The organism is Kitasatospora sp. NPDC056138, from assembly GCF_042264695.1.
GTDB lineage: Bacteria > Actinomycetota > Actinomycetes > Streptomycetales > Streptomycetaceae > Kitasatospora.
On sequence record NZ_JBHJVK010000037.1, the window covers coordinates 58,957 to 81,184 of the forward strand.

Annotated in this window: 19 protein-coding genes; 11 read left to right on the plus strand and 8 right to left on the minus strand. The window is 74.0% G+C overall.

Annotated features, from left to right (window positions below):
• Positions 1–34: 34 nt before the first annotated feature.
• The 3 genes from ACFC1R_RS22340 to ACFC1R_RS22350 all read right to left on the minus strand — a co-directional run bounded on the left by ACFC1R_RS22340 (position 35) and on the right by ACFC1R_RS22350 (position 2,582).
• Entirely contained in the window at positions 35–763 is a 729-nt protein-coding gene (locus ACFC1R_RS22340; protein ID WP_375941189.1) for a hypothetical protein, read from the minus strand.
• Positions 764–987: 224 nt separating this feature from the next.
• On the minus strand, positions 988–1,386 hold the full coding sequence (locus tag ACFC1R_RS22345; RefSeq protein ID WP_375941191.1) for a hypothetical protein: 399 nt from the start codon (positions 1,384–1,386) through the stop codon (positions 988–990).
• A 359-nt stretch (positions 1,387–1,745) separates the two neighbouring features.
• Positions 1,746–2,582 (minus strand): hypothetical protein, encoded by an 837-nt coding sequence (locus ACFC1R_RS22350; protein WP_375941193.1) that lies wholly within the window; start codon positions 2,580–2,582, stop codon positions 1,746–1,748.
• 258 nt (positions 2,583–2,840) lie between these two features.
• On the opposite strand from ACFC1R_RS22350, the gene ACFC1R_RS22355 reads away from it, so the two are divergent.
• The 5 genes from ACFC1R_RS22355 (at position 2,841) to ACFC1R_RS22375 (ending at position 7,414) form a co-directional block, all read left to right on the plus strand.
• Positions 2,841–3,272, plus strand: a complete 432-nt coding sequence (locus tag ACFC1R_RS22355) for a pyridoxamine 5'-phosphate oxidase family protein (protein ID WP_375941195.1) — start codon at positions 2,841–2,843, stop codon at positions 3,270–3,272.
• A gap of 136 nt (positions 3,273–3,408) precedes the next feature.
• On the plus strand, positions 3,409–3,864 hold the full coding sequence (locus ACFC1R_RS22360) for a MaoC family dehydratase (RefSeq protein ID WP_375941197.1): 456 nt from the start codon (positions 3,409–3,411) through the stop codon (positions 3,862–3,864).
• A 503-nt stretch (positions 3,865–4,367) separates the two neighbouring features.
• A complete protein-coding gene (locus ACFC1R_RS22365; RefSeq protein ID WP_375941231.1) occupies positions 4,368–5,528 on the plus strand; it encodes an MBL fold metallo-hydrolase in 1,161 nt (386 codons plus the stop codon).
• A gap of 233 nt (positions 5,529–5,761) precedes the next feature.
• Entirely contained in the window at positions 5,762–6,679 is a 918-nt protein-coding gene (locus tag ACFC1R_RS22370) for an acyl-CoA thioesterase (RefSeq protein WP_375941199.1), read from the plus strand.
• A 117-nt stretch (positions 6,680–6,796) separates the two neighbouring features.
• Positions 6,797–7,414, plus strand: a complete 618-nt coding sequence (locus tag ACFC1R_RS22375) for a TetR/AcrR family transcriptional regulator (RefSeq protein WP_375941201.1) — start codon at positions 6,797–6,799, stop codon at positions 7,412–7,414.
• Positions 7,415–7,660: 246 nt separating this feature from the next.
• On the opposite strand, the gene ACFC1R_RS22380 is transcribed toward ACFC1R_RS22375, so the two are convergent.
• Positions 7,661–11,701 carry a Pls/PosA family non-ribosomal peptide synthetase gene (locus ACFC1R_RS22380; RefSeq protein ID WP_375941202.1) on the minus strand — a complete coding sequence of 1,347 codons (4,041 nt, stop codon included), beginning with the start codon at positions 11,699–11,701 and terminating at the stop codon, positions 7,661–7,663.
• 223 nt (positions 11,702–11,924) lie between these two features.
• Positions 11,925–13,124: a sulfite oxidase gene (locus ACFC1R_RS22385; RefSeq protein ID WP_375941203.1), complete on the minus strand. Its 1,200-nt coding sequence runs from the start codon at positions 13,122–13,124 to the stop codon at positions 11,925–11,927.
• Between the two features lie 250 nt (positions 13,125–13,374).
• On the opposite strand from ACFC1R_RS22385, the gene ACFC1R_RS22390 reads away from it, so the two are divergent.
• The 4 genes from ACFC1R_RS22390 (at position 13,375) to ACFC1R_RS22405 (ending at position 16,630) form a co-directional block, all read left to right on the plus strand.
• The gene (locus ACFC1R_RS22390; RefSeq protein WP_375941205.1) at positions 13,375–14,151 is read left to right on the plus strand and encodes an alpha/beta fold hydrolase; all 777 of its coding nucleotides are present in this window, start codon (positions 13,375–13,377) and stop codon (positions 14,149–14,151) included.
• A 50-nt stretch (positions 14,152–14,201) separates the two neighbouring features.
• Positions 14,202–14,573 carry a MerR family transcriptional regulator gene (locus tag ACFC1R_RS22395; protein WP_375941207.1) on the plus strand — a complete coding sequence of 124 codons (372 nt, stop codon included), beginning with the start codon at positions 14,202–14,204 and terminating at the stop codon, positions 14,571–14,573.
• A gap of 423 nt (positions 14,574–14,996) precedes the next feature.
• Positions 14,997–16,406 carry a hypothetical protein gene (locus ACFC1R_RS22400; protein WP_375941209.1) on the plus strand — a complete coding sequence of 470 codons (1,410 nt, stop codon included), beginning with the start codon at positions 14,997–14,999 and terminating at the stop codon, positions 16,404–16,406.
• Between the two features lie 35 nt (positions 16,407–16,441).
• Entirely contained in the window at positions 16,442–16,630 is a 189-nt protein-coding gene (locus tag ACFC1R_RS22405) for a hypothetical protein (RefSeq protein WP_375941210.1), read from the plus strand.
• Between the two features lie 129 nt (positions 16,631–16,759).
• Here the strand turns inward: ACFC1R_RS22405 and ACFC1R_RS22410 are convergent, their stop codons facing one another.
• Positions 16,760–18,274: a DUF2398 family protein gene (locus ACFC1R_RS22410; RefSeq protein ID WP_375941212.1), complete on the minus strand. Its 1,515-nt coding sequence runs from the start codon at positions 18,272–18,274 to the stop codon at positions 16,760–16,762.
• A gap of 160 nt (positions 18,275–18,434) precedes the next feature.
• Between ACFC1R_RS22410 and ACFC1R_RS22415 the strand changes: the two genes are divergently transcribed.
• Entirely contained in the window at positions 18,435–19,295 is an 861-nt protein-coding gene (locus ACFC1R_RS22415; protein ID WP_375941213.1) for a sterol desaturase family protein, read from the plus strand.
• Positions 19,292–20,044 (plus strand): lysoplasmalogenase, encoded by a 753-nt coding sequence (locus tag ACFC1R_RS22420; RefSeq protein ID WP_375941214.1) that lies wholly within the window; start codon positions 19,292–19,294, stop codon positions 20,042–20,044. The genes ACFC1R_RS22415 and ACFC1R_RS22420 overlap by 4 nt, the downstream gene beginning before the upstream one ends.
• 88 nt (positions 20,045–20,132) lie before the next feature.
• On the opposite strand, the gene ACFC1R_RS22425 is transcribed toward ACFC1R_RS22420, so the two are convergent.
• Positions 20,133–21,131 (minus strand): hypothetical protein, encoded by a 999-nt coding sequence (locus ACFC1R_RS22425; RefSeq protein ID WP_375941216.1) that lies wholly within the window; start codon positions 21,129–21,131, stop codon positions 20,133–20,135.
• A gap of 164 nt (positions 21,132–21,295) precedes the next feature.
• Complete coding sequence (locus ACFC1R_RS22430) at positions 21,296–22,099, minus strand: exodeoxyribonuclease III (protein WP_375941218.1); 804 nt, start codon at positions 22,097–22,099, stop codon at positions 21,296–21,298.
• Positions 22,100–22,228: the final 129 nt, after the last annotated feature.

Consider the following 22,228-nt stretch of genomic DNA (forward strand, 5'->3'; position numbering starts at 1 on the left):
GGGCTGTCTGTGGGGCGCGGTCGGGTGCCGACGGTCAGTTGAGGACCTGGACCTCGCCGACCCGCAGCGGGAGCGGCTGGTCGCTGGTGACCGGGAAGTCGAAGGCGAACACCTTCTCGCCGGTCCCGCTGACCACCGCCGTGACCTTCCAGTCCAGGGTGGCGGTCAGGTAGTACCTGCCGTCCTGCTGCCCGGCCGAGCCGGTCGTGTAGAGGTGGCCGCAGTCGGGCGAGGGCGAGCCCCCGGCGTCGGCGTGGTACGGGGTACCGGCCGAGGTGCAGTCCACGCCCGCACCGTCGCCGGTGTCCCAGTGCACGCCGACCAGCGTGACGGTGGCGGTGACGCTGATCTGCCGCCCCTTGGCCGTGGCGCTCAGCGGGCCCGTGGTGGCGGCGTCCCGGTCGTACCAGAGCCACACCGGGACGCCGACCACCGCGGTGCCGGTCGGGGCGGCGTGCAGCACGGGCGCGGCCAGCCGGATCGTCTTCAACGCCTTCAGACCCAGGTCGTACGGCCGGTCCGGCGGGGGCTCCCCGCCGGGCGGCTGCGCGAAGAACATCGGGTCCTTCGGCGTCAACTGCCCGTCGACCCCCCGGCAGTTGACCTCGTACACCGCCCCCTCGGACGGGTCGTGGCCGCCCCACTCCTTGGCACCGGCGGGCGGCTGCTGGTTCATCCGGTGGTAGTAGCACCCGTCCGAGGAGCTGAACCACCCGAGATCGTCGTCCCAGCAGGGCCACTGCTGCCCGTTCCAGCTGCACATCTGCACCCCGCCGCCACCACCCCCGGTGCTCCCGCCCCCGCTACCGCCGCCACCGCCGGGCGTTCCCCCGCCGGGTTCGGTGACGACGATGCAGATGTACAGGTTCTTGCATCCGGTAACACCACCGCTGGGGTCACCGGACGGGTCGGCCGTCGCTACCGGGTTGAGCGCTGCCGCAAGCCCTAAAAGGACAACCGCGGCAACGAGAAGACGCCAAAGGGGCCTCAGCATGTCCGTCCCACCTCACGAGTGACTTCCACAATGAGCCAGCTGTTACCGGACTTTCGCAGCTTGGTCACTGCCAGATAGCGGGACAGGCGTTGCTGCGGATCTTTCGTCGCGCCGCTCACCGCGTCGGCCTGGTGCCATTCGGACACGTCCAGGCAGTCCTCCACCACGGCGGCCTGGGGATTGGCTTTCAGATCGACTTGGCTCACCCGGGGAGAAGTTCGCGGCAGACCGATCATCACCATTTTGGCCTCGTGCAGCTGATGCAGACTTGCCATCGAGTCGCTGAGCGCCTGTCCGCCCGAGTACACGCTGAGTTGAGCCCCGTCCGAATCGAGTCGCCCGAAAGCATCGACCTTGGCGTCCCACCAACTCTGATACGTCCTCAGAACCACTCGGCCGACCGCTCCTTCGGGACCTTCGGTCGGTGCGATCGTCTCCGGACCCGAACCACCCGAAGGAGTTACCGGAGCCACAGTCGCAACACTGGCCCCAGGGCTGGCGAGCCGGTCCGTGGAACCCGCCGATCCCCCACCGCTGCACGCGGCGAGTACCGTCAGCAGAACCATGCCACCGATCCCAACCACCCCAGGGCGCAACACATTTCCGCGCTGCCGCATCGCCCCACCTCATCGCGGCCGACCCCATCCGTTGCGATGGCCGCCAGAAGATTTCCGCCGTCCCGCAGTGCTGCTCCGGGGCATCGATTCTTCGCCACCCGCCCCTTCCCGGCAACACCTCGGGCCCCCTGACCTTACGCGGAAGGCGGATCCGTTGGGGCACTTTCCCGCCACAGAACTGCCAACAGTTCCTCGGAAAGCGACAATCCGGCCAATGCACCCCGCACGGCGGCCCGATTGCGCATCAGCAGCCGCCCGTTCTGGCCGGGAACGAGCAGTCGGGCACCGGTCGGCCCCGGCCCGGGGCCCAATTCGGCCTCCACCGCGGGCTGGAGCTCGGCGGGCCCGACGGCCGCGGGCGCTCCCGGTAGGCCGTGCTCCAGCACCCGGGCGAGCGCCCACGCGAACGATCCCTCCCCGCCCGGCAGTACGGCGTCCCGTCCGCGCCGCCCGGTGACGAACCGTCCGACCCGCCCCCACAGCGGCACCCGCGAGTGCGCGAGCAGCTCTCCCGCACCGTCCTCCCCGCCGCGCTCCAGTGCGGCCCACGCCTCCCGGTCCGCCACCGCGTCCACCAGCAGCAGGGTGTCCTCGGCCTCGCCGTGGACCATGGTGCTGACCACCCAGTCCCAGGCCAGCCCGCGCCGGTAGGCGTTGTCGGCGGTGCTGCCGCCGGCGACCAGCGCCAGCCGCCGGCCGCGCGGATCGACCACCAGCTGGCCGAGCAGGCAGACCACCAGCCAGCGGGCGGGTCTCTGGGCCGCCGACCGCAGGGCGGTGAGCATGGCGTTGGCGTCCGCGTGCGGGGGCACCAGGGTCACCCGGCAGCCCTTGGTGCCGGTGTCGAAGCAGCGTCCGGGCAGCACCTCGGCGAGCAGCGCCGCCCCCCGGGCCGCCCGCGCGGATCCTCCGTGGGCGCGCTCGGGCCCGCCGTCCGCACCGATCACCACCAGTTCGATGCCGCCGCCCATCCGCACCGCCCCCTCCCCCACAACGCCGACCCGCGCACCCGGCTCGCCCGCCCGCCGTCGCCGCGACCCCTCGGTGCCGATCTGCCCCGCGACGGCCGCGGACTACCCGGCCTACCGCCGACAAGCTACCGCCGCGGCGCCCGCGAACCGGTGCCATCGCCCGCACGAGCCGCCACCGCCGTCCACGGCCGGGAATCGACGCAGCTCAGGGACCATGGGCCCTGGTGGGACAACGGAGGGGGCGGCACGATCGGTGCCATGGACCGTGACAACCGCGTGGAGACCCTGAGCGAGGCCGAGTGTCTGCGCCTGCTCGGCACCGTGCCCATCGGACGCGTGGTGTACACCGAGCAGGCGCTGCCCGCCGTGCTCCCGGTGGCCTTCGAGGTCGGGTCCGACGGACGGCTGGTGCTGGCCCTGCGCGCCGGGACCACCGTCACCCGCGCACTCGACGGCACGGTGGCCGCCTTCCAGGCCGACCAGCTCGACCCGGTGAACAGGAGCGGCTGGTCCGTCCTGGTCCACGGCCACGCCGAGCCGGTCCGCGACCCCGGCCTGCACGAGCACCTGCTGCGCACCGGTCCGCGCCCCTGGGTGAGCGGCCAGGAGCAGCTGTTCGTGCTGATCACGCCCGAGCTGGTCAGCGGCCGACTGCTGCTCCCCGCCGGGCGAGCCGTCCGGCTCTCCTGACCGGCCGAGCCGCCCTGGTCTCCTCACCGGCCGGCCCGGGGAGCCCGTCCGGAACGCACCTCCTGACAGGTGACTCCCGAGTAGGCATACTCTGCGGAACCGGAGTCCAGCCAGCAGCACCCCTCAGGAGCACGTTGTGACGACCTTCGCCTCGCTCGCCGACCTGACCGCAGCCGTCGGCACCGAACTCGGCACCAGCGAGTGGCACATCATCGACCAGGACCGGGTGAACCTGTTCGCGGAGGCGACCGGCGACCACCAGTGGATCCACGTCGACCCCGACCGCGCCAAGGACAGCCCCTTCGGCGGCACCATCGCGCACGGCTATCTGACGCTCTCGCTGATCCCGGTCCTGGCCAAGGAGTGCTACGGCGTCGAAGGCGTCCGGATGGCCCTCAACTACGGTTCGGAGAAGGTCCGTTTCCCCGCCCCGCTGCCGGTCGGCACGGCGGTGAGGGCCACGGCCGAGCTGCTCTCGGCCACCGAGGTCACCGGCGGCGTCCAGGCGGTGGTCCGCTTCACCATCGGCAGCGAGACCGGCCCCAAGCCGCACTGCGTGGCCGAGACCATCACCCGGTTCTACGCGGCCTGAGCCGGCACGCCGGGCGTACCACCCGACCCACCACGTGCACTCTGCCACCGCACGCCCGGCCCACGCGCCCCCGCGTGCACCTGCTGCAGACCTGGCTGGCCGACGAGCGGTTCGGCCCGGCCCACGCGCCCCCGCGTGCACCCCGTGCGCGCCCGCGGCGGACACCACCGCCGCAGGCGCGCACGCCCGCTCGACGGCGGCAGTTGGCGCCTGTGCCCGGCCGCGCGCACGGTCCACCGAACGGCGTGCTCGGTACCCCGTTCACCGGGTTCGACCGCCGCCGGAACGGTAAGGTCCGGTCAGATGCACGTCGTACGGCGGTGGGTCCCCTACCCGCCCGTACGCGTCGTCCCGCGCGTCCGTGCCGCTGCGTTCGCGCGTTGTTGCGTGCCCATGGAGGTGCTGTGCCCAGCTCCGTCTCCTGGATCTCCCGGTTCACCACTCTGACCACGCAGCTCGGCACCGCCACCGGCCTCGGTCCCGGCCTCCCACCGCTCCGCGACCTGCCGCGGCACACCTGGCGCAAGGTCCGTGCCGACGCGTTCGGCGCGGAGCCGGCCGGCGACCGGCTGGCCCGGGTCCTCGCCTCGCCGAACTTCGCGGACGGCGCCTTCCAGAACCCCGTACCGACCCGGCGGCTGGTCTACGACCGCTCACCGCTGGAGCTCACCCACTCCCAGCTGACCGCCAACCGGCCACGCCGGGTGCCGGCCGCCGCCATCCCGGTGCACCGGTTGCAGCCGGTCGAACTGGCCGAACCGCCCGCCTCCGGCCTGCGGCTGACCTGGCTGGGCCACGCCACCGTCCTGGCCGAGCTGGACGGCCGCCGAGTGCTGTTCGACCCGGTCTGGGGCGAGCGCTGCTCCCCGTTCGCCTGGACCGGCCCCAGGCGGCTGCACCCGGTCCCGGTCCCGCTGGCCAAGCTGGGCCCGGTGGACGTGGTGGTGATCTCGCACGACCACTACGACCATCTCGACATGGCCACCGTCCGGGCCCTGGCCCGCTCCGCCGCGGTCTTCGCCGTCCCGCTCGGCGTCGGCGCGCACCTGGAGCACTGGGGCGTGCCGGCCGACCGGATCGTCGAGCTGGACTGGTGGGAGTCGGCCGAGGTGGCGGGGCTCACGCTGACCGCCGCACCCGCCCGGCACTACTGCAGCCGGGGGCCGAGGACCAGCCCGCACCTGCTCTGGGCCTCCTGGGCGGTCGCCGGGCCCGACCACCGGGTCTTCCACAGCGGGGACACCGGCTACTTCCCCGGCTTCGCCGGGATCGGCGAGGAGCTCGGTCCGTTCGACGCGACCATGGTGCAGATCGGCGCCTACAGCGACTTCTGGCCCGAGGTGCACATGACTCCGGAGGAAGGCGTCCGGGCCCACCTGGACCTGGGCGGACAGCTGATGCTCCCGATCCACTGGTGCACCTTCAACCTCGCCCCGCACCCCTGGGAGGAACCCGCCGAACGCACGGTCGCGGCCGCCCACGCGCTCGGTGCCCGGCTCGCCGTGCCCGTACCCGGCCGGCCGTTCGAACCCGCCGAGGCACCCGCCCTCCGGCTCTGGTGGCGCGCGGTCGCGGCGGTGCCCAGGGGAGCCGAACCACTGGTACCGGACCTCGCCACCCCGGTCACCGGGCACCAGGTCGAGGACGACGAGGTCACGGTCTGACCACCGGGTGCCGCCCCGGCCCAGGACGGACCGCCGGGCACCGCGCCGCAGCGGCGGGGTCGATACCCCGCGGCCGCGCAGCCCGGCGACCCGACCGCGCCGACAGCGCTCCGCAGTGTCGGAGCCGGACACCGGTCACCCGGCATTTCTGGAACCCGTTCCACCGCCTGAAATGGGAATCCGGGTAACCCAGGTCACACCGCCGGACGGCCCTCGTCTGCCACTATGGGCAGGTGACCGACGCCATCAGCCAGGAAGCCCCGGACCGCGGCACCGTGGGTTCGTTCATCGAGCTGCTCCGGATCGAGCAGCTGGACAAGAACCTGTTCCGGGGCAGCTGCCATGCCGGAGCGCCCACCCGGACCTTCGGCGGCCAGGTGGCGGCACAGGCCCTCACCGCCGCCGGGCGGACGGTGGACCCCGCCCGGACGGTGCACTCCCTGCACGGCTACTTCCTGCGGCCCGGCGACCCGCAGCGCCCGATCGAGTACGAGGTGGACCGGGCCCGCGACGGATTCTCCTACGCCACCCGGCGGGTCACCGCGGTGCAGCGGGGCGAGGCGATCTTCACCCTCTCCGCCTCCTTCAAACTGCCCGAGGAGGCCGGTACCCGGCAGCGCACCATGCCTCCGGTGCCGGGGCCCGAGGAGCTGCCGGACCCGTTCCCGCTCTGGGCCGCGAAGTCCCCGGAGGACTACGCCCGCAGCAGCGGCTTCCGCGCCCTCGACATGCGCTTCGTCCCCGCCGACGCACCCGGTGTGCCGGCGGAACTCCCGGGTGTGCCGCAGCAGTTCGTCTGGCTCCGGGCGGGCACCCCGCTGCCGGCCGACGACCCGCTGGTCCAGGTCTGCGCGCTCACCTATCTCTCCGACCTGACGCTCGCCTCGACGGCCGCGCTGCACGTCCAGCCGCCCCGGATGCAGCGCTCCGAGCCGGCCCGGATCATGCTGGCCTCGCTGGACCACGCGATGTGGTTCCACCGTCCGTTCCGCGCGGACGACTGGCTGCTGTTCGCACAGCGCAGCCCGTCCGCCTCCGACGGGCGCGGTCTGACCCTCGGCGAGTTCTACAACCGGGACGGCGAACTGGTCGCCTCCGCGGTGCAGGAGGCCCTGGTCCGCGAGCTGCAGCCGCGCCCCGCACAGCCGTAGCCCGGGTCCGCGGCCGGCCGGGCACGGCCCCGGCCGGGGCCTGCGGCCCGCTCGCGCGGGCAGTGCGCTGATCAGGCGTCGTTCGCTCCCGGGTGGCCGCCCCGTATCATGGTGCGGGTGACCAAGGTTGACCTGTCACCACGCCCGATCGAGGCGATGTCGCCCCGTCAGCTCGAACGCCGCCGGAATCTGCTCTCGGCCGCCCTCGCGCTGGTGAACGAGACCGGGGTCGAACGCCTGCAGATGAAGCAGGTCTCCGAGCGCTCAGGGGTCGCGCTCGGTACCGCGTACCGGTACTTCTCCTCCAAGGACCACCTGCTGGCCGCCGCGATCGCCGACTGGCACCGCCTGCTGCTGGCCGACCTGGTGGCCGAACTGCGCGGCCCGCGCGGCGGTCCCACCGGCACCGACCGGGTGGTGCGGTTCGTCCGGCACGGGATGCGGGCCTACCAGCGGCAGCCCCAGCTCGCCCGGCTGCGGGTGTCGGTCGCGGCCTCCACCGACCCGTTCGCGAGCGAGGCGCTGCAGGGTCTGGTCCGGGCCGACGACGCCGCGCTGAACGCCGTGATGGCCCAGGTCCCGCCCGGTGCGGGCGACGTGGTCCGGCACATCGTCGGCCACGCCTGGCAGGGCGAACTGACCGCCTGGGTGACGGGTCGCACCACGCTGGACGACGCCCGACGCCGCCTGGAGGACGTGGTCCGCCTGGTGCTCACCCCGTACGAGGCGGTCTGACGGTGGCGGTCTGACGGTACGGAGCGGTCCCGTGGCCCCCGGGGAACACGGGGATTCCGCCCGGCCGACCGCGTGCATTCGGCGACCACCAGGTCAAAGGCGTGCGGGCAAGGCTCGCGGGCGACCCGCGGCGCATGGTGCCCCCGACAGAACGGCGGGCGGGGCCCGAAAGCCCCACCCGCCGTCGGCAACCGGTGCCGCACCGTCAGACTCCGGCGGCAACCGGTACTGCACCGTCAGGCGCCGTCAGACGCCGCTGCCCACCTGCCGCCGCTCGGTGCCCCGTTGACCCCGGGAGCGTGCGCGGCCCCGGCCCGAGCCGCTGCCGACCAGCCGGGACGCACCACCCGCGGCCACCGGCTCCGGCCAGGCGGCGACCGGGTTACCGAGCCAGCGGGTGCCGTCCGGCATCGACTCACCGCTCATCACCAGCGACGCGGCCCCCACCGACACCCCGGTACCGAGGTTCGAGCCCGGCAGTGTGATGGAGTGCGGGCCGGTGGTGGCACCCGCGCCGACGTGCACGGTGTCCAGCCGCATCACCCGGTCGTGGAACAGGTGCGTCTGCAGCACCGTCCCACGGTTGATGCTCGCGCCGGCCTCGATGGTGATCAGGTCGGTCTCCGGCAGCCAGTGCGTCTCGCACCACACCCCGCGCCCGACCCGGGTGCCGAGCGAGCGGAGCCAGACGTTGAGGAACGGCGTGCCGATGATGGCCTGGCCGAGCCAGGGCATCGCCAGCTCCTCGACGAAGGTGTCGTACAGCTCGTTGCGCCACACGAAGTTGGACCAGAGCGGGTGTTCACCGGTCTTGAAGCGGCCGATCAGCACCCACTTCGCCACCGTCGTGGTGATCAGCGCGGCCAGCCCGGCTCCTATCAGGATGAGCCCGGCGCACGCGGCGGCCGCGGCCCGGCCGTCGTGGTCGATCAGCTCCTGGAGCGCCCCGAAGGCCAGGTCGCCGAGGAGCGCGACGAGCACCACCGGCACGAACCGGCACAGCTCCACCGCCCCCCGGGCGACGATCAGCCGCCGGGGCGGGTCGTAGGTGTGGCCGGGGTCGTCGGTACGGGCCACCCGGGGCAGCGAGAAGCCGGGGCGTCCCAGCCAGGAGGACCCGGCCTCGGCCTGCGGGGGCGCGTCGGAGAGCACCCCGACCAGGGAGTTGTCAGGGAGCGTGCGACCCGGTCCGACGATGCCGGAGTTGCCGACGAAGCTCCGCCGGCCGACCTGCGAGGGCCCGAGCCGCAGCCAGCCGCCGCGCACCTCGAACGGCGCCACCAGGGTGTCGTCGGCGAGGAACGCCCCGTCGTCCACCTTCATCAGACCGGGCAGGGCCAGCACCGTGGAGGCCTCCACCCGCCGGCCGATCCGGGCGCCGAGCAGCCGGAGCCAGACCGGGGTGAACAGACTGGCGTAGAGGGGGAACAGCGACCTGCGGGCCGTGTCCATCAGACGGGTGACGACCCAGACGGAGAAGGCCACCCGGCCGAGCGACGGGTGGTGCCCCGGCTTGATCGCCAGGCTGCACAGCCGGACCGTGCCGACCAGCAGCAGTGCGTAGCAGACCATCGAGAGCAGCACCGCCAGCGGCGTGGCGATCAGCAGCTGGACCATCGCGGTGGCCAGGGTGCGCTCCCGGTCGAGCAGCGAGAGCAGCAGGACCAGCGCGGGCAGTGCGGCGATCAGCGGCATCAGCCCGAAGCCGATCAGCCCCACCCCGTACGCGGCGTTCCAGAGCCGGGAGCGGCGGTGCCGGGGCAGCGGCCAGCCGGTGCCCGCCGGGCCCAGGTCCGCCGTCGGGCGGGCCGGGGAGCCGTGCCAGTGCTGACCTGCGGCGACCTCGCCGAGGACGCAGCTGCCGGCGGCGACGTCAGCCCAGTCGCCCACCCGGGCGCCGGGCATCAGCGTGCTGCGGGTGCCGACCCGGGCGCCCGTGCCGATCTCGACACCGCCCAGGTGCAGCACGTCGCCGTCCAGCCACCAGCCGGCCAGGTCGACCTCCGGCTCGATGCTGGAGCCGTCGCCGAACCGGGCGAGTCCGGTCACCGGCGGCATCGCGTGCAGGTGCACGTCCTCGCCGACCTGGCAGCCGAGGATCCGCGCGTAGCGGCGGGCCCAGGGGGTGCCGATCACCGAGGCGACGTTGAAGGAGGCCACCGCGCGTTCGGCGGCCCAGAGCCTGAGGTGGACCGCGCCGCCCCGGGGGTAACTGCCCGGCCGCAGCCCTGCGGTGAGCAGCCGGGCCGCGCTCGCCCCGATCACCAGCCGCCCGGCCGCGCTGTACAGCACCAGCCAGCCGGCGATGATCAGCCACCACGGCGTGTACGGGGCCCAGGCCAGCGTCCGTCCGGTCAGGTTGCCGAGCACGGCCAGGTTGTCGAGCGCGGCCAGGGCCAGCACCCAGCGCAGGCCGCTGACCGTGAACAGCATAGTGAGGACGGCCAGTTGCACCACACCCGCCCGCCGGGGGGTGGGCCGCACCAGGCGCGTGTGGCCGAGCGGCCCGCCGAGCTCGTCGAGCCTGGCGGCCTGGGCGAGCAGGGTGGGGTGGGCGTACACGTCGGCGACGGAGACGCCGGGGTGACGGGTGCGCAGCACCGAGACCAGCTTGGCGGCCGCGATGCTGGTCCCGCCGAGCGAGAAGAAGTCGCTGTCCCCGGCCACCGGCAGACCCAGCAGCTCCTGCCACTTCCCGGCCAGCCAGCCGGCCGTACCGGTCAGGGCGGGGCCGGTGGGCGCCGTCGGGGCGATGTCGGCCAGCGGCCAGGGCAGGGCGTTGCGGTCGACCTTGCCGGAGGTCTTGGTCGGGAGGTCGTCCACCAGGGCGAGCACCGGGACCAGCGACTGGGGCAGCCGGTCGAGCAGTGCCAGCCGGGCGGCGGCGGTGTCGAACGGCGTGCCGGGGGCCCCGTCGGGAACCAGGTAGCCGACCAGCACCTGTCCGCCGGCCGGAGTGTTGCGGACCGCCGCGGCGGCGGCGCGGACGCCCGGCAGCGCCTGCAGGGCGGCGTCGACCTCGCCGAGTTCGATCCGGCGCCCGGAGAGCTTGACCTGCTCGTCGGCCCGGCCGACGAAGACCAGCCCCTCGGGTTCGGCCCGGACCAGGTCGCCGCTGCGGTAGACGCGGGTGCTCTGCAGGTACGGGCTGGAGACGAACTTCTCGGCGTCCTTGGCCCGGTCCAGGTAGCGCGCGGTGCCGACGCCGCCGATCAGCAGCTCGCCGGTCTCGTTCCAGGCGACCGGCTTGCCCTGCTCGTCGACGACCGCGAGCTCCCAGCCGTCCAGCGGTGCGCCGATCCGTACCGGTTCACCCGGCGTCATCAGCGCGGCGCAGGCGACCACCGTGGTCTCGGTCGGACCGTAGGTGTTCCACAACTCGCGGTGCGGGGCGGCCAGTCGGCCGACCAGCTCCTCCGGGCACGCCTCGCCGCCGAGGATCAGCAGCCGGACCTGCTCCAGGTACTCGGTCGGCCAGAGCGCGACCAGGGTGGGCACGGTGGAGACCACCGTGATCCGTCGCTCGACCAGCCACGGCCCGAGGTCGGCACCGGCCCGCACCAGCGAGCGCGGGGCGGGGACCAGGCAGGCGGCGTGCCGCCAGGCGAGCCACATCTCCTCGCAGGAGGCGTCGAAGGCGACCGAGAGCCCGGCGAGCACCCGGTCGCCGGGGGCGAGCGGACGGCCGCGCAGGAACAGTCGGGCCTCGGCGTCGACGAACGCCGCCGCGGAGCGGTGGCTGACCGCAACGCCCTTGGGGCGTCCGGTGGTTCCGGAGGTGAATATGATCCAGGCGTCGTCGTCCGGGGTCGGCGCGCCGGGTCGGCCGCCGGCGGGTCTGCAGGAGTCGGTCGTGATGACCAGCTCCGCGCCCAGCACGGCGCAGACTCCGGCGTCCGCCCACACCATCGCGGCCCGCTCGTCGGGGTCGTCGGCGTCGACGGGCACGTAGGCCGCGCCGGTGCGCAGTGTCGCGAGGATCGCGACGTAGAGGTCGGCTGTCCCGGAGGGGACGCGCACACCGACCCGGTCTCCCCGGCCGATGCCGAGGGACGCGAGGCGTCCGGTGAGCGCGTCGACCTGCTCCAGCAGCGTCCGGTAGTCGAGTACCACGGCTCCCGCGTCCAGCGCGGGGGCGCCCGGGTGCGCCTGGGCGGCGGCCTCGATCACGTCGATCAGGGTCCGTGCGGGGGCGGCCGGGGTCACCGGCCACAGCGCCCCGCCCGCCAGCCCGGGTGTGGTCCCGAGCTGCGGCAGACTCAAGTCCGCTACTTCACGTGATTCCATCAACCTGCTCTTCGGTCTCGTGGACTGCGGATCTTCCAAAGGCGGCTACGGACCGTACACGGCCAGTTGCCCCGCAGCCGAGGCTAGACGCAGTTCTGTACCGATCCGCACCCGAAAGGCCCCTGTTCATCAAAGTCTCATCGACGTTAAGGACTGCTCACAGATTGAGAACGCGTCAGCCCGGCACCCTACCAGGAGTAGTGGCCAGCTCACCGCATGTGGTCTAGACAACAATCACGGGGTGCAGCACCACGGCGTCGAACAGGTAGCCCTCGCGATTGTTGGGGGACCGTCGGGGCTGAGTGTTTCCCTCCTGGTCACCGGCGCGCGCCAGCAGCGTGTACGGGCCCGGGTACGCGGGCCGCCAGTCGAAGCTCCAACGGGTCCAGGTGCCGGCGTCCGGCCGGTCCAGCAGCCGCGCGGGCTGCCAGCCGCGACCACCGTCCGTGCTCACCTCGACTTGACGGATCGTCGCCGCACCGGACCAGGAGCGGCCGTGCAGCCGGTGGCACTCGCCGACGGCGAGCTCGGCGCCCCGGGCGAGCTCGAAGGCGCTCTTCACCACCTGACCGGCGAGCGGCGCACCGCCCTCCCGCGGGTAGTCGGGGCCGAACATCCGGTAGAACTCGGTGTTCCAGGGCGAGTGGAGCGGCTCGGCGGCGACCTCGATGGTGCCGACCCACTTGATCCAGGCGATCCCGACCCAGCCCGGCACCACCAGCCGCACCGGCGCGCCGTGATCGGGGGTCAGCGGCTCGCCGTTCATCTCGTACGCCAGCAGGACGTCGTCCAGTGCCTTGCCGATCGGCAGCGGGCGGCGGACGTGGCCCAGGTTCCGGCCGTCGGAGGTGACGTAGTCGGGGTCGAGCCCGACCGGCATCACGTCCACCGCCTCGGGGCGCAGTCCGGCCACCCGCAGCACCTCGGCCAGCCGCACGCCGCGCCAGCTCGCGACCCCGATGCCGCCGAGTGCCCAGGGGGTACCGGGGACGCCGTGCCCCTGCTGGGTGGCGAAGAAGCTGCGACCGTTGCCCGCGCACTCGACGGCCGAGCTGAACGAGGTGACCGGCAGTCGCCTGAGTTCCGCGAGGCCGAACCTGACCGCGGGTCCGCGCAGTCCGTCGCCGGTGACGGTGAGCCGCCAGGTGTCCGGGTCGATCACCGGGGTGCTGGTGTGGTTGCGGACGAAGAACCGCTCGGTGGGGACGTGGAAGCCGGTACAGCTCTCGCGCAGGGTGTCCCAGCGCATCTCGGCGTTGGTCTCGTGCGGGACGAACCACTCGGGCGGCAGCGGCTTGACGATCCCGGCCACCGGGGCGGACGACTCCACGCCGCCGGAGGGGAGCCCGCTGCCGGTGGGAAGTCCACCGCGGGAAGCCGTCTGCGCCGCCCGCTGCTCACGGTCGTACTCGAACTCGTTCATCGCTCGCATCCATTCCGGTCTGGGTGGGACGGGAACCCCGGATGGGAGACGGCGCGATCACGAGCACCCGGAGGGTGGTTGGGGGCTCGGCGCCGCCCTGTCATGCTCCGGATGATAGGGCGGATCCGGAGGGCTCCGACAGCGGACGGCTTGACCCTGACACGGGTGTCAACCTCTACCGTCCTCAGTGAAGGCACCGCGCACCGGCAGTCCCGGCCTGCGCACCCGACGACCCATCGAGGAGCACACCATGACGTCCCGCCCGCTCTCCCGGATCACCAAGGGCTCCGGCCCCGGCCTCGTCCTCGCGCACGGCGCGGGCGGCGGCGCCGAGGCGAACTGGGGTGCGCTGATCGGACCGCTCGCCGAGCACTACTCCGTGGTGGCGCCGGACTACCCGGGCTCCGGCGGCACTCCGCTCGAACCCGGCCCGCTCACCCTGGACGACCTGGCGGACCGCCTGGTCGGGGCGGCCGTCGAGGAGGGACACGAGACCTTCGACCTGGTCGGCTTCTCGCTCGGCTCGGCGGTCTCGGTCCGGGCCGCGGTCCGGCACCCGGAGCGGGTGCGCTCGCTGGTGCTGATAGCCGGGGTCGCCAGGACCGGTTCGCACATCCGGCTGCTGGTCGACTCGCTGCTGGAGGCGGAGCGGCTCAGCCCGGAGCTGCGGGCCAGGTTCAACATCCCGTTCGCGTTCAGCGCGGAGTGGATCGACCGGCACTCCATGGGCGAACTCGCCCTGCTGACCGAGGTGATGGTCGCGAGCACCCCGCTCGGCCTGCGCCGGCAGTTCGAGCTGGTCCGCACCGTGGACGTCACCGGCGACCTGGCCCGGATCACGGCACCGACCCTGGTGATCAGCACCACCGAGGACACCCTCTCCGTCCCGGCCCAGCACCGGACGTTCGCCGAGGGCATTCCCGGCGCCCGGCTGCTCGAACTCGCCTCCGGCCACCTGGTCGCCGTCGAACGCGGCCCCGAACTGCTGGCCGCCCTCCGGGACTTCCTCGCCGAGCAGCACCGGTGACCTCGCCGTTCACCTGGAACAACCGGACGCACGGCCGCGTTGGCCCACCCATGCGCATCGGGGAACTCGCCAAGCTGACCGACGTCTCCACCCGCCTGCTGCGGTACTACGAGCAGCAGGGCCTGCTCCGCTCGGAGCGCACCTCCGGCGGGTACCGGGAGTACGGCGCCGACGCCCAGGTTCGGGTCCGTCAGATCCGCGGCCTGCTCGCGGCCGGCCTCTCCACCAGGGTGATCGCCGAGATCCTCCCGTGCGCCACCGGGCCGCTGCCCGCCCTGGAGGCCTGCCCCGACCTGCTGGCGACCCTGCACGCCGAACTGGCCGACCTGGACGGCCGGATCGACACCCTCACCCGGAGCCGCGACGCGCTGGCCGGGTACCTGGCGACGGCCCGCCCGGCCGCCGTCCCGTACGCGGCCTGAGCGTTCGCCGACCGGCGCCGCAGGGGCCGCACCTCCCGCGAGGTGCGGCCCTCACGGCGTGCCGGGGCGGAGGACGGGGAGCGAACCGGGCGTGCGCTGCCGTTCGCGGTGGTGACGCCGGCGCTCCGCCCGGCCCCGGCCAGGGAACTGCGCACCGACCCGGCCGCCGGTCCCTTCCGACCGCATCCGACCCACGGCCTGCGGGACGCCGTCCGGGTCGCGGTCGGCGAGGCGAGGCGAGGCGAGGCGGTGGCCGAACGGCACAGCGCCCGGCGTCCCCCGTCCGGGTGAAATCCGGGCACCCGCCCACGAGCTGCCGGATGCCGCGGTTCCCGTGCCCCGTCCGGCCGAAGCGGACCGGACGGGGCACTTCCGTCCGGTCACCGACCGCAACCCAGCATTACAGACAGTCAGATCAGTGGCATGCTGGCCGACGCACCACCCGCCCGAGCTGCCGAGAAGGCCCGCACGATGTCCTTACGAGCGTCCGTACTGCCGCGCTCGACCCGCCCGACGGGCCCCTCGCACGCAGCCGGACACCCGGCTCCGGCCGACCCCGCGCGCGTACCCGCGGCACTGCGCGCACCCCTGCCCGGCCGCCGGGCCGCAACCACCGACCGGGCCGTCCGCGCCCACCTGGCCGTCGCCACCGTCGCGGCCTGCGCCCTCGGCCTCGCGCTCCCCGGGGCCGCCGCCCTGATCAGGCACTGCCACCCGGTGCCCGGGGCCAGTCCGCCGATGCTGATGCTGCTCGCCGCGATGTTCATCGGCGGCTTCGAGGTCCGTGCGGCGGACGTCGCCCGCGCGCTGCTGCGCCCCGGACTGCTGCTGGCCGGGCTCGGGGTGGCACTGGTGCTGCGGATGCTCGTCCTGCTCGGCGCCGAGCGGGCCGCAGGCTGCTGGCCCGACCGGCACGAGGCGCTCTGGCTGGTGGTCGGGCTCTCCCTGACCGCCACCATGCCGGTCGCCGGGGCCACCCAGACCTGGGGCGCCAAGGCCCGGGCCAACGCACCCCTCGGCCTCGGCCTGGTGCTGGCGACCACCCTGCTCAGCCCGCTCACCGTGCCGCTCGGGCTGGTCCTCGCCGGGGAGCCGGAGACCGGCGGCCCGCGCCAGGTACTGGACGCGCTCGCCAGATCCGACGCCACCTGCGGGTTCATGGCGCTCTGGGTGGCCGTCCCCTGCCTGGCCGGACTCGCCGCCCGACGGCTCACCCGGGGCCTGGCCGGCGGACGGTTCCGCGCCGCCGTCCTGCCCTGGCTGCGGCTGCTCGGACTGCTCAACGCGCTCGGGCTGACCTACCTCAACGCCGCCGGGGTCTTCGGCGAGATCGACCGCCGGCCCGAGCCCCGCCTGGTCGCCCTCGCCCTGCTCGCGGGCGGCGCGGTGTGCGCCCTCCCCTTCCTGGTCGGCTGGCTCACCGCACGCCGGGCCCACATCGAACGGGACTCCACCGCCGCGCTCACCCTGGCCACCGGCCTGAACAACACCACGGCGGCCGCCGCCCTGGCGGGCAGCCAGTTCGGCAGCCACCCGGCCGTGCTGCTGCCGATCTTCTTCTACGGCATGACCCAGCAACTGCTGGCCGCATGTGTCCCCCGGTTGCTCCGCGCCCGCGACCGACGCGGCAGCCGCATCCCGTACGGGCCCGACGGCTCACGCACCCGGCGCGGCCGCCACCGGGGCCGCCGCCTTCACGCCCCGAACGGACGGCGCACCCCGCGCGGCCCCGGCCGGCGGCGCCGCACACCCCGTCCACCGGCCGCGCACCCGCCCGCCACCTGCACAGATGTCCCGACGCCGAGCCCCCGCCCAGACTTCACCCGGACGTAGTCACCGTTTAACACCCTCCTGGAATGCTCTCTGACATGAACGCTCAGCCGACCTCGGCCCCGCAGGCCCTTCCTCCGGACCGGTTCCCGCTCCCCCAGCGGCATCGCCGCGTCCTCGCCTGCGCCGCCGTCGCCGCCTCGATCGCCCTGGGCAGCCTCGGCGTCGCCGCCACGGTCGAGTCCGTCCGCCAGGACACCCTCGCCGTCAGCGCCCCGGCCCGCTGAGCCGCCCGGCCCGCAGCCCCGGGCGGTACCCGAGCGGCGCACGGGCCTGCGGACACCACCCGCACCCCTGCGGGCAGGCACCCCGAAACGCCTGCTCGGCCCGGCGGCCGCAGCCGCACACGGCCGTCCTCAGGCCGACAGCTCCTGCTGGGCCCCCGACCCCGGCCGGGAGTGCCGCCCCGAGCCCGGCGCCCGGTGCACCTCCAGCGGCGGCGCATAGCGCGCGGCCGGGGCGCGCAGCAGCCAGGCCCGCCCCGCCGGAGCGATCAGCTGCATCCGGTGGAGCAGGTCGAGCGCGTCGCGCCGGAAGGCCGTCAGGTCCGCCAGGTAGTCGCGGCGCCAACCCGCCGCCAGTCCGTACTCGTCGGTGATGTCGCCGAGCGCGCCGTCTATCAGCGCGTCCGGGATCAGCACCGCCGGGGGCGCCGACTCCTCGGGCAGCGGGCGCAGGTCCTCCACCAGCCGCTCGACCAGCAGCAGGGCGGCCTGCGCGAGCGTGCCGGTGCCGGGCAGGGCGAGGTCGGTGAGCTCGTCGGCCGGGTCGAGAAGGGCGACGCCCTCACTCCTGATCTCCGCCTCCAGCCCGAGGAAGTCGGCGAACAGCTCGGCCTCGGTGTGCTGGTGCTCCAGCAGCCAGCCGCGCTCCTTGGGGCCTAGTTCGTCCAGCAGGACCACGGGCGCCTCGGCGAGCCGCCGCCGCACGGAGAGGGCCGGGCCGGCCGCGGGCGGGGCGGCCAGCGGGCCGAGGGCGCGGGCGAGTTCGCGGTCGACCACCGGTCGGCCGTCCTCGCTCCAGGTCAACACCTGCCACTCGTCCAGCAGTTGCCGGACCGCCGGCTCGTCCACGCCGGCCGGCTGCCCGTCGGCCAGCGCCGCCAGCGCCCGCACCAGGCAGGCGTACCCGGCGGGCTCGAACCCGGTCAGCCCCCGGCCCGGCAGCCCGGCCTTGTGCAGCCGGGCGTACGAGTGACCGATCGTCAGGGGGTAGCCGAGCACCGTGAGGAACCGTTCCGCCAGCCAGTCCGCGTGCCGACGGACCAGCGGGAACCCCGCCCCGTGCGGCCCGGTTGCGGTCACCACCGGGTGCGCCACCAACAGCCGTGCGGCGGTGCGCCGTTCGATCGCGATCTGCTGCGGGGTGGCACCGGGCGAACGCTCGGGCTTGCGATGGCGGCCGCGCGTGGCCGGGACCGCGCCCGGCAGCACGTCGGCAGCGACCCGGCGGGCCCGGCGCGGACCTTGCACCGGACGTCCCGCACGGGACCTGAGCCCGGACGGAAGCCGCACGCTCGGCCCGTGCCACCAACTGGTCCCGGCCGCCGCGGCCTGCCCGGAGTCCAGCACCCCGCCGAAGTGCCGCGCCCCGTAGAGGCCGAAGGCCGCCGCGAAGAGGTCGTGCGCGACACCCGGTTCGGCCGCCGCGAGCCGCTCCGCGAGCCGCTCCGCCCCGACGTCCCCGATCCCACCGGGCACCGCCGTCCGGCCGCCGTCGGACACCTCGGCCTCGACCAGGACACCGGTGCCCGTCCCGCCGGGTACGTCGACCCGCGCGTCGGCGGTGAGCTGCCCCGCTCCCACCCCGCGCCCGCCTGCCACGCCGCCGGCCACCTCCCCGGCGCCGGTCGCGTACTCGTACTGCTCCATGTCGCACACCAGACTAGACGGTGGGTGAGCTCGCCGGTGGCACCATCCGGCCCGGTCGGGGATTTCACCGCGGGCACCGGACGGCACTCTCGAACGCAATATCCTACGCACCGGTAACAACCCCTTCCGCAGGCCGCCCACGTCGCCTATCGTCCAGGTCATGCCGAACCTGCCCAACGTGGTGCTGTGGTCGATACCGGCCTTCGTCCTGCTCACCGTCCTGGAGATCGTCTCGCTCCGGTTCCATCCGGACGAGGACGAGCAGGGCTACGGAGTCAAGGACACCGCGACCAGCCTCACCATGGGTCTCGGCAGCCTGCTCTTCGACGCCGGGTGGAAGATCCCCATCGTGGCGATCTACTCCGTGCTCTACGAGCTGACGCCGCTGCGGGTCCCGGTGCTCTGGTGGACCGTGCCGCTGATGCTGCTGGCCCAGGACTTCTGCTACTACTGGTCGCACCGGGGCCACCACGTGATCCGGATCCTCTGGGCCTGCCACGTGGTGCACCACTCCAGCAAGCACTACAACTTCTCCACCGCGCTCCGCCAGCCCTGGACCAGCGCCACCGTCTGGCCCTTCTACGTGCCGATGATCCTGGCCGGCGTCCACCCGGCCGCGCTGGCCTTCTGCTCCTCGGCCAACCTGGTCTACCAGTTCTGGATCCACACCGAGCGGATCGACCGGCTGCCGCGCCCGATCGAGTACGTCTTCAACACGCCGTCCCACCACCGGGTGCACCACGCCTCCCAGGGCGGCTACCTGGACCGCAACTTCGGCGGCATCCTGATCGTCTGGGACCGGCTGTTCGGCAGCTTCACCCCGGAGACCACCAGGCCGGTCTTCGGACTGACGAAGGACCTGAACTCCTTCAACCCGCTCCGGGTGGCCACCCACGAGTACGTCTCGATCGCCCGGGACCTCGCCAAGGCCGAGACCTGGGGTGACCGGGTCCGCCACCTCACCAAGGGCCCCGGCTGGAAGCCGACCCCGACCGACCGCCCGGAGGGCACCGCCGCATGACCATCACCCGACGCCTGCGCACCGCCCGCGGCCTGCTGGGCGGACTCGCCGCCACCTCCGCCGCCCATCTCGGCGCCATCGCCACCGGCGCGAGCGCCCTGCAGCTCGCCACCAAGCCCGCGCTGATGCCGCTGCTCGCCGCGCACACCCTGGCCAGGGCCGAGCGGACGCCCAGGCTGCTCACCTCGGCGCTGGCGGCCAGCACCGGCGGCGACGTCCTGCTCCAGGTCGGTGGCGACACCGCCTTCCTGGCCGGGATGGGCTCCTTCGCGGCCGCGCACGTCTGCTACGTGACGATGTTCGTCAAGCAGGGCGCGCTGGACGACCGCCGGCGCACCGCGCTGATCGCGGCGGCGTACGCGGCGGCCTGGGCGGCCATGGTGAGTCAGCTCTGGCCCGGCCTCGGCGATCTGAAGATCCCGGTCGCGCTGTACAGCCTGCTGCTCGCCTCCACCGCCGTGACCTCCTCCGGCCTCGGCTGGCGGACCGGTCTGGGCGGGGCGCTGTTCCTGCTCTCGGACACCCTGATCGCCACTCAGCTGGCGGGCTGGCGCGAGCTTCCCGGACACGAGTTCTGGATCATGGCGACCTACATCGCGGCCCAGTACCTGCTGGCCGTCGGCACCCTGCGCGCCCAGTCGGCCGACTCCCCGAAGGCCGCGGGGGCCGCGGACGGCACGGCGGCGGAGGCAGGCCCGCACGGAGCCCGGACGCCGCTCAGCGCCCCGGTCCACTCCACGGGGCGCTGAGCACGAAGGTCCACCGACGGATCACCGGAGGCTGGGTGCAGGCCTGCGTCAGGCGGCCCGCGCCTGGTGCAGGCCTGCACCCAGCCGCTCAGCGCTGAGCCCCGTCCTGGTCGGAGGCGTTGGTGCGGCGGCGCAGCAGCCAGAAGCCGCCGATCCCGGCCGCGACCAGGGCGCCGCCGGCGGCCAGCTGCCGCGGGTCGGTGGCGATCGAACCACCGAGGCCGGTGCCCATTCCGCCGTGCGGGTAGCGCCCGGACTCACTGTCGTGGCCGTGACCGCCGCCATGGCCCGACCCGTTGTCACGGCCGCCGCCGTTGTCCCGGCCTGACCCGTTGTCGTGGCCGCCGCCGTTGTCGCGGCCCGACCCGTTCTCGCGGCCCGACCCGTTCTCGTGGCCGGACCCGTTCTCGTGGCCGCCGCCGTTCTCGTGGCCGCCGCCGTTGTCGCGGCCCGACCCGTTCTCGTGGCCGGACCCGTTCTCGTGGCCGCCGCCGTTCTCGTGGCCGCCGCCGTTGTCGCGACCCGCCCCGCCCGACTTGCCCCCGAACTCGCCGCTGCCGCGGCCCGCCCCGTTGTCGCGACCGGATCCGTTGTCGTGGCCGCCGCCGTTGTCGCCCGAACCGGACCCGGGGGCGGCGTTCGGGCCGGAGTTCGGGCCCGCGTTCGGACCGGCGGCGGCCAGCGCGACCTGGACGGCCCCGGCGAAGCCGCTGCCGTCGGGGCACTTGCCGTCGACGCCCCAGTCGTCCGCGTCCTTGCCGGACTTGGCCGCCGCGAACTTGGTGAACTCGTCCTTGGAGGCCAGCCGCACGGTGCCGCTGTACTTCCCGTCCGAGTCGGCGTTCAGGGTCGCCTTGCCGGTCGCGAACGCCTGTGAGTTGGCGGTGACGCTCTTCTCGGCGTTGTTCCCGCAGGCGACACTGACCGTGACCGATTCCCCGGGGGCCGCCGCGGCCGGGCTGACCAGGGCCTGTTCGGCCTCCTTGGCCGGCGTCTCGGGCGCCGCGGAACTGAGTGCAGCCGGGACCGCGACCGCGACCAGAGCCGAGCCTCCCAGCAGAGCTGCGGCGGTACGCGAAATGCGCATGCCCGTACCTCCAGCTTCTCGGGCGCAGCCGGGGACTTGGTCGTCCACGTGGTCGAACGACTACGCCCTGTCGCCCCCGACGCTAGGCAGCGCCGACACCGACGGCCACCGCACGGGCCCGTTCGGGTAGGCCACGGGCCCGGCGGCGACGGCCGGAGCCCCGGTCACAGCGCCAGGTCGACCACCACGGGCGCGTGGTCCGAGGTGCCCTTGCCCTTGCGCGCCTCGCGGTCGACGTAGCTGTCGCTGACGGCCTCGACGAAGGGCTTGTTGCCGTAGGTGAGGTCGATCCGCATGCCGCGGTTCTTGGGGAAGCAGAGCTGGCGGTAGTCCCAGTAGGTGTACGGGCGGTCGTACTTCAGCGGGCGCGGCACGACGTCCTGCAGGCCGACCGCCTGGAGGGCGGCGAGGGCGGCGCGCTCGGGCTCGGTGACATGGGTCTGGCCCTCGAAGGCGGCGCGGTCGTAGACGTCCTCGTCGGTCGGGGCGACGTTGAAGTCGCCGAGGACGGCGAACGGGCGGGCCCCGGCGGCGTCCTCCAGGACGGCCCGGCGCAGCGTCTCCAGCCACTCCAGCTTGTAGCGGTAGTGCGCGTGGTCGACCTCGCGGCCGTTGGGCACGTACACCGACCAGACCCGGACCGGGCCGCAGGTCGCCGCGACGGCGCGCGGCTCGGTCTCGGGCAGCAGCGCGTCGTCGGCCAGGTAGCCGGGCTGCCCGGGCAGGTCGCGGACGACGTCGTCCAGGCCGATCCTGGAGAGGATCGCGACGCCGTTCCACCGGCCGGTGCCGTGGGCGGCGGCCTCGTAGCCGAGCTCGCGGACGGCCTCGGCGGGGAAGCTGTCCGTGGCGCACTTGAGCTCCTGCAGGCAGAGCACGTCGGGCTTGGCACCGTCGAGCCACTCCAGCAGTTTGGGCAGCCGGGCGGTGACGGAGTTGATGTTCCAGGTGGCGATTCGGACGGTCACGGGCGGCCTTCCCGGGCGTGCGGAGCTGGTGCGGACGACGGACGGAGAACCCCAGGAGGCTCCCACCCCGAACATACCGCCCGCCACCGACAGGCCGGCCGCAGCGGGGGCCCCGCACGCCCGGGCCCG

What these genes read in the sequence shown, in the direction of transcription:
- ACFC1R_RS22395 (WP_375941207.1), top strand. Translation starts at nt 14,202, where the DNA reads ATGCGCATCGGGGAACTCGCCAAGCTGACCGACGTCTCCACCCGCCTG.
- ACFC1R_RS22350 (WP_375941193.1), bottom strand. Translation starts at nt 2,582, where the DNA reads ATGGGCGGCGGCATCGAACTGGTGGTGATCGGTGCGGACGGCGGGCCC.
- ACFC1R_RS22340 (WP_375941189.1), bottom strand. Translation starts at nt 763, where the DNA reads ATGTGCAGCTGGAACGGGCAGCAGTGGCCCTGCTGGGACGACGATCTC.
- ACFC1R_RS22420 (WP_375941214.1), top strand. Translation starts at nt 19,292, where the DNA reads ATGACCATCACCCGACGCCTGCGCACCGCCCGCGGCCTGCTGGGCGGA.
- ACFC1R_RS22385 (WP_375941203.1), bottom strand. Translation starts at nt 13,124, where the DNA reads ATGAACGAGTTCGAGTACGACCGTGAGCAGCGGGCGGCGCAGACGGCT.
- ACFC1R_RS22400 (WP_375941209.1), top strand. Translation starts at nt 14,997, where the DNA reads ATGCTGGCCGACGCACCACCCGCCCGAGCTGCCGAGAAGGCCCGCACG.
- ACFC1R_RS22425 (WP_375941216.1), bottom strand. Translation starts at nt 21,131, where the DNA reads ATGCGCATTTCGCGTACCGCCGCAGCTCTGCTGGGAGGCTCGGCTCTG.
- ACFC1R_RS22380 (WP_375941202.1), bottom strand. Translation starts at nt 11,701, where the DNA reads ATGGAATCACGTGAAGTAGCGGACTTGAGTCTGCCGCAGCTCGGGACC.
- ACFC1R_RS22415 (WP_375941213.1), top strand. Translation starts at nt 18,435, where the DNA reads ATGCCGAACCTGCCCAACGTGGTGCTGTGGTCGATACCGGCCTTCGTC.
- ACFC1R_RS22405 (WP_375941210.1), top strand. Translation starts at nt 16,442, where the DNA reads ATGAACGCTCAGCCGACCTCGGCCCCGCAGGCCCTTCCTCCGGACCGG.
- ACFC1R_RS22410 (WP_375941212.1), bottom strand. Translation starts at nt 18,274, where the DNA reads ATGGAGCAGTACGAGTACGCGACCGGCGCCGGGGAGGTGGCCGGCGGC.
- ACFC1R_RS22355 (WP_375941195.1), top strand. Translation starts at nt 2,841, where the DNA reads ATGGACCGTGACAACCGCGTGGAGACCCTGAGCGAGGCCGAGTGTCTG.
- ACFC1R_RS22390 (WP_375941205.1), top strand. Translation starts at nt 13,375, where the DNA reads ATGACGTCCCGCCCGCTCTCCCGGATCACCAAGGGCTCCGGCCCCGGC.